The organism is Shewanella sp. KT0246 (genome assembly GCF_019654955.1).
GTDB classification, from domain to species: Bacteria; Pseudomonadota; Gammaproteobacteria; order Enterobacterales; family Shewanellaceae; genus Shewanella; species Shewanella goraebulensis.
The window spans coordinates 1-9,794 of sequence record NZ_BPEV01000069.1; the positions used below are offsets into that span (position 1 = coordinate 1).

The window sequence follows — 9,794 nt, forward strand, 5'->3', positions numbered from 1 at the left end:
GTTAGTTATAACAACGTTCAATTATCGCCATTTGATAGAGCAGCCCATACTGGCAAATTGATGCTGGCTCATAGTAAATTTTTCAGCAGATGGGTCTTTAAAAATAAATTCGAGCGTTCTCCAGCCAAAATCACAAATTGGGGTATCAAGTAGCTTGAAGCCATCTCCTTCTATAGGCCTTTCTTTACCTAAAAGCCTAAAATATCCTGATATTGACGCTGATTAAACAGCTTAAAGATTGAAAGACTTTCTCATTATTTTTGACAATAAAGTCATCGATAGAAAAATACTGCGTCAAAAAGCCCTTAATCTAATTATATTAATGGGCTCTTTACCTAGTAATTTAAAAAGCAGAATTATTATGGTATTTCTGTGACTACTTGCTGTTTTATATAATCACACCATTCAATGGAATCTCTCGGAGGCACTTGCGCCTCTCCGCGAACGCCAAGTTTAAATTCAATCACGGATTGCCACTCTGCAGAGCCTATATCAGGGCCGTGGCCTTGACCGTCACCCGACATCACCAATCGTTCAACTTTGTTGAAAAATGCTTCATCACAACGACTTTCAGAGTCAGCGCTATCGATAACAAGGTTAACACCATCGGAAGAATGAGCGTTACTTTCGGTTGTTGGTGTTGATTGCTGACTGCAACCGCTCAGCAATACAAAACTAACATGTAAACTTATTGCCGCACCTGTCATGGAATTTTTCATATCACCTTAACCTTAAATTAATGAATTTTATTCGTTTTCTATAAACCAAAAATCAGTTCCAAATCTGGATTTAGCTTAACAAGACAATCTTTTTTTAATATTAAAGGGTTTTCAGCTCAAGCTATACTTGTCCCTTGATTACACCAATATCAATATACGTTTTTAAATATGCGCTATCAAAGTCCTCTAGCAACATCCGCTCTCGACAACTGCTATCACCTTTGGAACCCAGCCTTTAGCGCCAGTTTTATCTAGCAATTCTTATTTTGCATTCTGCGAAACGATTATCTCGAATTGCTAATCCTACTTTACTCTTAAATCACAAAATCATTCAAAACCATTATAAAACAATAATTTAAAAACTGGCACGATAACTGTAATACCTAAGCATCGAAGCAATTTACTTTTAGTTTTAATCAGCAAATTGCAATTCATTAATAAGGGTAGCGGTTATGCAAAACATCACCAAGCTTCAAGTTGAACAGAAGCAATCGCTGAATAAAAAGCTTGCGCTTAATGAGATGCTAAGCCATGGCATTCGTTCATTAGGTAAAAACCTTTTATGGTTAGCCAGCGCGCAGTTCAGTGGACGAGTGGTGAGATTAGGAGCAAGTGTTATTACCGCACGCTTATTAACTCCTGAAATATTCGGTCAAGTTGCCATTGTGCTGACTTTATTCGAACTAATCTGCACACCAACAAGACGTATCACCTCAGCTGCATTAATCCGTATGAATGACACTGACTTTACCGATAATGTCGCCAGCGCTAACACCATTAACTTCGCATCTTGTATTAGTGCATTTGTATTAATGAGCCTAGTCAGTTTCCCGTTAGCTTATTACTATCAAGATACCCAATTAATACTGCCAATTTTGTTTGTTGCGAGCAGCTACTTATTACTTCCATTTGGCATGTTGTACGCCACAGTTAACTTACGTAATAACAATATGCGTAAAGTCGCCAGTGCCAACCTTTGGCAGACCGTCGGTGACGGCGTGTTAACCGCAATCTTGGCCCTAAGTGGCTTAGGTATCTGGGCAATCATTACCCCTAAAGTTGTTATGGTGTTTGTGTGGATTTACATCCATAAAAATGCAACACCATTACCTCGTTTTGCTCAACCTACGTCATTAACACGTGTTAAAGCATTACTTAACTTCAGTGTGCCAGTGAGCTTAAGCGACTTAATTAATACATTAAGACAAAGTATTGATTATCTAGTCATTGGGTACTTCATGGGCATTGAAGCATTAGGTGTTTACTTTTTTGCTTACAACGTGAGTTTAGGAGTCAGTTTAGGGTTAGTGCAAAGCTTCGGCACTGCTTTTTATTCACATCTTTGCAGTGATAAAGATGCAGAAAACAACCAAAAGCAGTCTGCTCAGCAAAAATACCGTAACAGCGTTATTGCGATTACAGCTATCGCAGCCCCAATCATCATCTTGCAAACCAGTTTGGCGCCACTTTACGTTCCCTTTGTATATGGCGAGCAATGGTTAAGCACTGATGCTTTATCAGTTTTCGTTTTCTTATGTTTAAGCGGCTTAGTTCGCCCAATGGCTGAAGCGGCAAGTCAGTTACTACTTGCCAATGGCCATAGTCGTTTGAACTTCAATCTAAATATCGCCATCACAGCACTACTAACACTGGTTATCAGTATTGCCAGCCAGTTCGACTTAGCCACTGTCGCAATGAGCGTGATGGTCACTTATTTAATCACTATGCCTTGGCTTTGCTGGTACAGCAGCCGCATCTCATTCAGTCAATCAACTGTTAAACACAGTTAAGGAAAACATTATGACTCCAAGAATCTCTGTAGTAATGCCTGTTTATAACGTTGAGAAGTTTGTAAAGGCGGCAATCGACTCTGTACTGCACCAGACATTTGATAACTTTGAATTATTAATTATTGATGATCGCGGTGATGATCGCAGTATTCAGATTTGTAAGCAGTTTATTAGCGACCCACGCGTACATATTATTCGTCACGCTAAAAATAAAGGTTTAGCTGCAGCGCGTAATACGGGTATCCGTCATGCATTAGGTGAGTTTGTCGCATTTATCGATTCAGACGACTTATGGCATTCAGAAAAACTTGCTCGCCACGTACAACACTTAGATAGCGATAGCCAAATTGGTCTGAGTTTTTCGCGCTCAAGTTTTATTGATTACGATGGTAAGTTTATCGATTTTTACCAAATGCCTAAACTTACTGACATTGATGCAGCACATTTACTTTGTCGTAATCCGGTTGGTAACGGCAGTGCGCCAGTTATTCGCCGAACGACATTGAATGACATTCGTTTCCAATCAATGAGTACTGCTGAACGCTATAGCTGTTACTTCGATGAAACTTTCCGTCAGTCAGAAGATATTGAATGTTGGTTACGTATTGCTGCAACCACATCTTGGAAAATCGAAGGCTTACCTGAGCCACTAACCTATTACCGCTTAAATCACGGTGGTTTATCTGCAAACCTAATGAAGCAATACGCTTCGTGGGAAAAAATGATTGATAAAGCTCGTGATTTTGCGCCAATTTTACTTGGTCGCCATGAAAAAACTGCACGTGCTTATCAGTTACGTTACCTTTCAAGACAAGCAATTCGTTTAGGTGATGGTAAAGCGGCGGTTGAGTTAGTCAACAAAGCGATTTCGACCTCACCTAGTATTTTAAAAGCGGAAACAGGCCGCACTATCACCACTTTAGTGGCTGCTTACGCTCAATGGATCATGCCTTCTTGGGGTTATATCGTCATCGAAGGTGTTGGTCAAAAATGTATTAGCGTCATTCAAAAAATACGTATTTCTCGTGATGGTGTCACCAATGAGTTTATGCAAGATAACAAGCTTTAACTCACCAAAGGTCCCTGCTTGTATTAAAAGTTTGGGCCGCTTTAGCAAGGATTTGACCAGCAGTAAATGAAAACAACCTCCCTATTCTGGCTTTGCAGTGTCGTTCGCATTTTGCAAAGTCAGCTTTTTTTCTACAAATTAAAATCGCAGCAACCACCATAAAATCCATATAAAACAATATATTATAAAACTGGAACGCTTCATGCTTTAACAAGGTATCAGACTTATTAAAATCGTCCTTGTGAGGCCAATATGAAAACAGCACATGATGAAAAAGCTCACGACCACACTCCCATTACTATTTTCATGTTTGACTGGATAGTCGCTTTTTACGTGATGATGATTGCCAGCCCAATTTTCATAGTCAAAGTGATCACCTTAGCTTGCTCAAAGCACGCTGTTTTCGAAACGCTGTATATTCATGCTGATAATAAAGAAGTGACGATTCGCCTATTCACTCAGGGGCGGTTTAAATCATTACCTTTATTTTATAGCGTCCTAAAAGGTGATATTGGCTTGTTGGGCAGCGCGTTTGAATATGCTGTATTCGACACAACTCAAAACAACTGTCGTCCTGGTATTTTATCTGTTGAACAAATGCATCGTCGTATGGGGGTTCAACACATTGATTCTGTCTCACATTCATCTACCGGTTTATTTGGCTACATGGTCAATATTTTAAAGTGCTTATTCAGCAAGCTTATTGTGGTATCCACTCAACTTAATTACCCGGCACAATTTAACTTGTTAGGCGTGAACATTGATAACAACAGCATGAATGACAGTGTTGAATTGTTAATCCGTTCATCTAACTCAGCACAAACTAAACAGTTTGCCTTTGTTAATGCTGATTGCTTAAACATTGCAGCAACCAATAAAGCCTACCGCGATACGATGAATCAATGTGACCAAGTTTTTGCAGATGGCAGCGGCATACGTATCGCCTGCCAGCTACATCATATTGGCCTTAAAGATAATGTGAACGGCACTGATATGTTACCGCTTTTATGTGAGCAAGCAGCGGCACAAGGTATTAGCTTATTCTTCTTAGGCGGTAAAGACGGTACCGCAGACCAAGCTGCTGCAAACCTTATCAAGCAATTTCCTACTCTTAAAATTGTGGGTTGTCATCATGGTTATTTAAATCAAGACAATGTTTCCCAAGAGACTGAGCAACAAGTGATTGAGCAAATTAACCAATCAGGTGCTCAATTGTTACTTGTTGGCATGGGCGCACCTATGCAGGAACAATGGATTAGCGCGCACAAAGCAGAGTTAAATGTCGGCGCAGCTATCGGTGTCGGTGGCTTGTTTGATTATTTTGCCAATAATGTATCAAGAGCGCCTATTGCAGTAAGACAAGTGGGTATGGAGTGGGTATGGAGACTTGCCCAAGAACCTAAAAGAATGTGGAAACGCTATGTTGTGGGTAATCCTGTATTTCTTGCCCGTGTTTTAAAGCAAAAACGTTCAACGAATATGCCTACTAGCCATACTAATTCAAGTAACGCCGCGTCAGCGAAACAACCTCAACCGATGCAATCAACTTTAGGGCAAACTAACGCGAATAATAGCCGTCGTTGGTACTTCTTTGGTATTAAATGTGGTCAATTTGCAAAACGCACATTCGATATCGTTGCAGCTAGCATATTGCTAATCCTACTAGCGCCATTATTCTTTTTTACCGCTCTAAGTATTCGTATTGAATCGAAAGGAGCCATCTTTTTTTCACAAACTCGCAGTGGCCGAAATAACCAACCCTTTACCATGTGGAAGTTTCGTTCAATGTACATTGACGCTGAAGCAAGACTAGAAAAAATCAAACAAAACAATGAAATGCAAGGTGGCGTGCTGTTTAAAATGAAAAAAGACCCTCGTATTACAAGTGTTGGAAAGCTTATCCGTAAAGCTTCAATTGATGAGCTACCACAACTTTGGAATGTATTAATGGGTGATATGTCACTAGTTGGCCCAAGACCTGCACTACCTAATGAAGTAAGCCAATATCAGTTAAGTGATCGTCGCAGATTGGGAGTTAAACCTGGTATTACTTGCATATGGCAAGTAAGCGGACGCTCAGATATTCCTTTTGATAAGCAGGTAGAGCTAGACATAGATTACATCTACCAGCAGTCACTAAGAGAAGATATCACTCTGTTATTGAAAACTATTCCAGCAGTACTTTTGGCGCGAGGCGCCTACTAGGAGACGTTATGCAAGCTATCGTATTTGCAAACAGAAACGGAAATGAACTAGCCCCTTTAGATCAGCAGTATTGCCCTGCTCTACTGCCACTCGCCAATAAAGCCCTAGTGGAGTATACCTTAGAGGACTTAGCTGCAGCTGGAATAACAGACGTAAAAATGGTTATCAGTCATGAAGCTAAAAAAATTGAATCGCAAATTGGTAATGGTGAGCAATGGGGATTAACCATTAATTACTTTCTGTGTAAGCCTGAAGAGCAAGTCAACAACGTACTTTCACGGATGAATATTGATAAGAGCACACAAGCATTAGTTGTGCGTGGCGATATGCTACGTAGTCCTTGCCTAGCACGTTTCATTGAGTTTTCACGCTTGATGCCATCAAAATTTGTCCACGCCAAAATGGCTCAACGAAATCCAGCAATGATGATGTTACCTGCAGGTTGGAAGCATAACCAATTACTAAATTGGCCTTTAGAAACCACTGAAGTAAACCATAAAAATAGCGTGGCGCAGGTTCTTCATGGCGAGTGTTTTTACATAGATAGTCTAGCCGCTTATGTTGAAGCTTCAGACTATGTCATTAACAGCCAAGAATTTGGTGTTAAAGGCCGTGCGATAAATACCAGAAATAAGCATAAGCAATTAGTAGTTGAAGCCCAATGTCAATTGCCTGATTTATCTGAAACCCAAGCTTTTGGCGCTATTGGTGAATACACCAAAGTCTCTAATAAGGCTATGTTATCTAACGCAATTGTGGTTGGAGAATACTGCTTCATTGAAGACAGTCAAATCCAAGACAGCATTATATTACCTAACACCTATGTTGGGCCGCAGTTAAGTGTTGAAAATAAAATTATCTCTCAAGACTTAATCATCGACCCGCAGACTAACAGTTGGACCAAGGTAGAAGATCAAAGCTTAATTGCTAAATCTACCCAAGAAGCGACCAACTATAACGGCATTTTTCAGCGCGGCGTGTTGCTAATGCTGTACGTATTATTATCGCCACTGTTGCTCACTCTTTTTTTGGGATCGTTAATCTTAAAACCAAGAAAACCCATTGTCTCTGAAACAGTGATTAATAACGAACAACAGCCAGTTAAAGCCCATAAGTTTAATATCAAGAACCCTGGCTTTGCTTTATTACCACAGATTTGGTTAGTGGTTAAAGGTGACCTCAATTTATTCGGCGCTTCAACTAAATATCAAAGTAAACCAGACGGCACTGTCACCTACGGAGTTTATGGACCCGTGCAGCTAAATTTTAATGAGAATACGCCAATTGAAGAAGTTCAAATGGTGGAAATGGAATTCGAGCAATCAAAAAAACCATTGTATCTAGTGAACATGTTGCAAAAGCAATTTGATAAATCCAATGCAGCCATTGAATTTAAAAGTTAACGGTTAAATCGATATCAAAATGTCTCTTCATTAAAGGAATACTATTATGAAAACCATCATCACTTACGGAACATTTGATCTATTTCATTTTGGCCACGTTAGATTACTCGAGCGCTTAAGCAATATGTGCGATCAGCTGATTGTTGGGGTTTCAACCGACGAATTTAATGCCCTTAAAGGTAAAGCTGCATTTTTCAGCTTTGAACAACGAAGCGAAATTATCGCAGCCTGCAAGTTTGTGACTAAAGTCATTCCTGAGCAAAACTGGCAGCAAAAATCGTCAGATATTGAACGTTATAACGTGGATGTATTTGCCATTGGAGATGATTGGGCTGGTGAGTTTGACCACCTTAAAAGCCAATGTGAGGTACTGTACTTAACTCGAACTGATGATATTTCAACAACCGAAATTAAAAACAATTTGGCGGTAAAGTTATAAGCTAGCATAACCCATTGATGTTTTTTGAGGATTTATACCCCTTGCTAGTCGCGTTGCTGATGATTAATGCTATCTTTGTATTTAAAGGATTTTTTAATATCACGGAGGCATAACATGAGCCAATTCATTTTCAATTGCATTAGATATGTTGTGACTAAAACCGTGTATTTCATTGCAGGTTTCAGCCCTCGAACGCGTAAAGCGGTCATGGGGTGTTATAAAAACAAATTTGCCGATAACAGTAAGTATTTATTCTTACATTGGCAGCAAGCAATGACCATCAGAGCCATTTGGATAAGTGGCAACAAAACATTAGTTAGCCAGCTTAATCATCAAGGTTATGAAGCCTATTACCGCTGGAGCGCAAAAGGAATTTATCATGCGTTAACGGCTAAGTATTACGTATATAATAGCTATATTGGCGATGTGAACCAGTATCTAGCCAAAGGCGCAATTAAGATAAACTTATGGCATGGCTCGCCTTTAAAAAGAATCGAGTTTGATATTAATAATGGCCCGCTTTTCAAGGTTTATCATCCTGAAACTCTTCAAGAAAAATTCATTTCAAATACCCAATTTCATCAACAAAAAGTGCGCCCAGATTATATGATTGCTCCAAGTGATTTAGTGGCGGGTCTATTTGCGGGTGCATTTAAAATGAACCTGCAGCAAATGATTTTAAGCGGTAACCCGCGTACTGACTATTACCGTCGATACCCGCAAGCGAATCAACATTCGAACCAGCAAAATGACACATTGATAGAAGGGCTTAAACAAACCTATCAAGTAAAACAGGTACTATTATATGCGCCATCTTGGCGAGACAGTACATTGCTTAATGACACTAAAGCGCATTCATCAACATCGACAGCTGGCGGTAGTCATCCGTCCCAAAAAATTAACCCGTACACGCAAGCCATCGATTTTGAAGCGCTGTCTGCATGTTTAGTTGCAAACGATCAATTACTTTTACTCAGACTTCACCCCAACGAAGCAGAGCTTGCTAAAGCAATAGATAATCACCCAAATATTCTTAATATTTCGGACTGGCAAGATACTTATGAAATTATCAACGATGTCGACTTACTGATCACTGATTATTCATCGTTATACATTGATATGCTACAAACCAAAGCTGATATTGTATTCTTTCAATTTGACCAACAAGAGTACCAATCTGACAGCAGACAGTGTTACCCCTATGCCGATGATTTACCGATGGCTGGCGAAGTGGTAACAAACTACCTGCAACTCGTCGAATACCTGCAGAACCTTAGCCAAAATACCAATATTGCGTCTTTAACAAACAAAAAAAATAGAGCTGAATTAGCTCAGCTCTATTGGCAATATCAACATAATGAGAGTTTTATTCAACTTGATAAATTAGTCAGCGCATAAGCTTACAGCGTTACCGCTATTTTAAAAGTACATGCAACTATTAATTAGATTAAAGGTACAAAAAAGCTAACACAAATGGACATTAATGAGTTAAAAGTACCTAGTTAAGTTGGCAGCTTGAACTCTTGTTAGTTGCCTATGGTAAATACTTTTTCTAGGGTGTTGTCCCCAATAGATTTTCTAGGAATTTCAAGATCGTCCATCATTGCATAAACCAGCTTAATAAACGCATCATTATTTGCTTGAGCACCAAAGGATTTATTACTTCTTATTTTGTAATATTCTTCATGCTTTTCTATAACAAGAGGTGAGTCGCCAAATGCAAATGGAACTTGATTCATTGATGATACAAATTTGTCATTACCAGAACTATTAGGCTTATTAAAAATATATCTATAGCCGGCAACACCTTTAAAAGTGTCTAACTTATATTCAGCAACGACTCTTTCCTTTTCATAGTTAACAGTCATATAAAATGTGACTGGGACAGCTATTAAACCGGAAAATAATGCAGGAAAAATAAAACAATATAAGTACTTCTTGATATCCATTAAGACTCCAAACTTTAAAGACAACTAACGCTAAGCTAAGAGGAAAAATACAGTTAGGCTAAACTGCGCGAAGCGCAAACCAACTGTAATCTTTGATCTTCACCCGATAAAATAGACACCGTCCATTTTCAAAATAATTTCTGCTCAAATTCAACAGGTGTTTTATATCCTAAGCTCGAATGCAGGCGCTGTCTATTGTAGAAATAGTTTAAATAACCTT

General features: G+C 39.1%; 9 protein-coding genes. 6 read left to right on the forward strand and 3 right to left on the reverse strand.

The genetic code is table 11. The annotated features are described in order from the left end of the window. Window positions 1-359: 359 nt before the first annotated feature. Window positions 360-719, reverse strand: coding sequence for a hypothetical protein (locus tag K5Q58_RS20040; protein ID WP_259651408.1), 360 nt, complete (start codon window positions 717-719; stop codon window positions 360-362). Between the two features lie 452 nt (window positions 720-1,171). On the opposite strand from K5Q58_RS20040, the gene K5Q58_RS20045 reads away from it, so the two are divergent. From K5Q58_RS20045 to K5Q58_RS20070, 6 genes are all read left to right on the forward strand, one after another. After that, a complete protein-coding gene (locus K5Q58_RS20045; protein ID WP_220755622.1) occupies window positions 1,172-2,509 on the forward strand; it encodes an oligosaccharide flippase family protein in 1,338 nt (445 codons plus the stop codon). A 10-nt stretch (window positions 2,510-2,519) separates the two neighbouring features. Next, window positions 2,520-3,578: a glycosyltransferase family 2 protein gene (locus K5Q58_RS20050; protein WP_220755623.1), complete on the forward strand. Its 1,059-nt coding sequence runs from the start codon at window positions 2,520-2,522 to the stop codon at window positions 3,576-3,578. Between the two features lie 252 nt (window positions 3,579-3,830). Further along, a complete protein-coding gene (locus K5Q58_RS20055) occupies window positions 3,831-5,783 on the forward strand; it encodes a WecB/TagA/CpsF family glycosyltransferase (protein ID WP_220755624.1) in 1,953 nt (650 codons plus the stop codon). Window positions 5,784-5,791: 8 nt separating this feature from the next. Next, complete coding sequence (locus K5Q58_RS20060; protein ID WP_220755625.1) at window positions 5,792-7,186, forward strand: sugar phosphate nucleotidyltransferase; 1,395 nt, start codon at window positions 5,792-5,794, stop codon at window positions 7,184-7,186. A 46-nt stretch (window positions 7,187-7,232) separates the two neighbouring features. After that, entirely contained in the window at window positions 7,233-7,625 is a 393-nt protein-coding gene (locus tag K5Q58_RS20065; protein WP_220755626.1) for an adenylyltransferase/cytidyltransferase family protein, read from the forward strand. A gap of 114 nt (window positions 7,626-7,739) precedes the next feature. Next, window positions 7,740-9,023 (forward strand): CDP-glycerol glycerophosphotransferase family protein, encoded by a 1,284-nt coding sequence (locus K5Q58_RS20070; RefSeq protein ID WP_220755627.1) that lies wholly within the window; start codon window positions 7,740-7,742, stop codon window positions 9,021-9,023. Between the two features lie 128 nt (window positions 9,024-9,151). Here the strand turns inward: K5Q58_RS20070 and K5Q58_RS20075 are convergent, their stop codons facing one another. Next, window positions 9,152-9,574, reverse strand: coding sequence for a DUF6680 family protein (locus K5Q58_RS20075; RefSeq protein WP_220755628.1), 423 nt, complete (start codon window positions 9,572-9,574; stop codon window positions 9,152-9,154). 128 nt (window positions 9,575-9,702) lie between these two features. Then, window positions 9,703-9,794 (reverse strand): IS3 family transposase (locus tag K5Q58_RS20080; protein WP_220755630.1); only part of this gene is annotated, 92 nt, incomplete at its 5' end.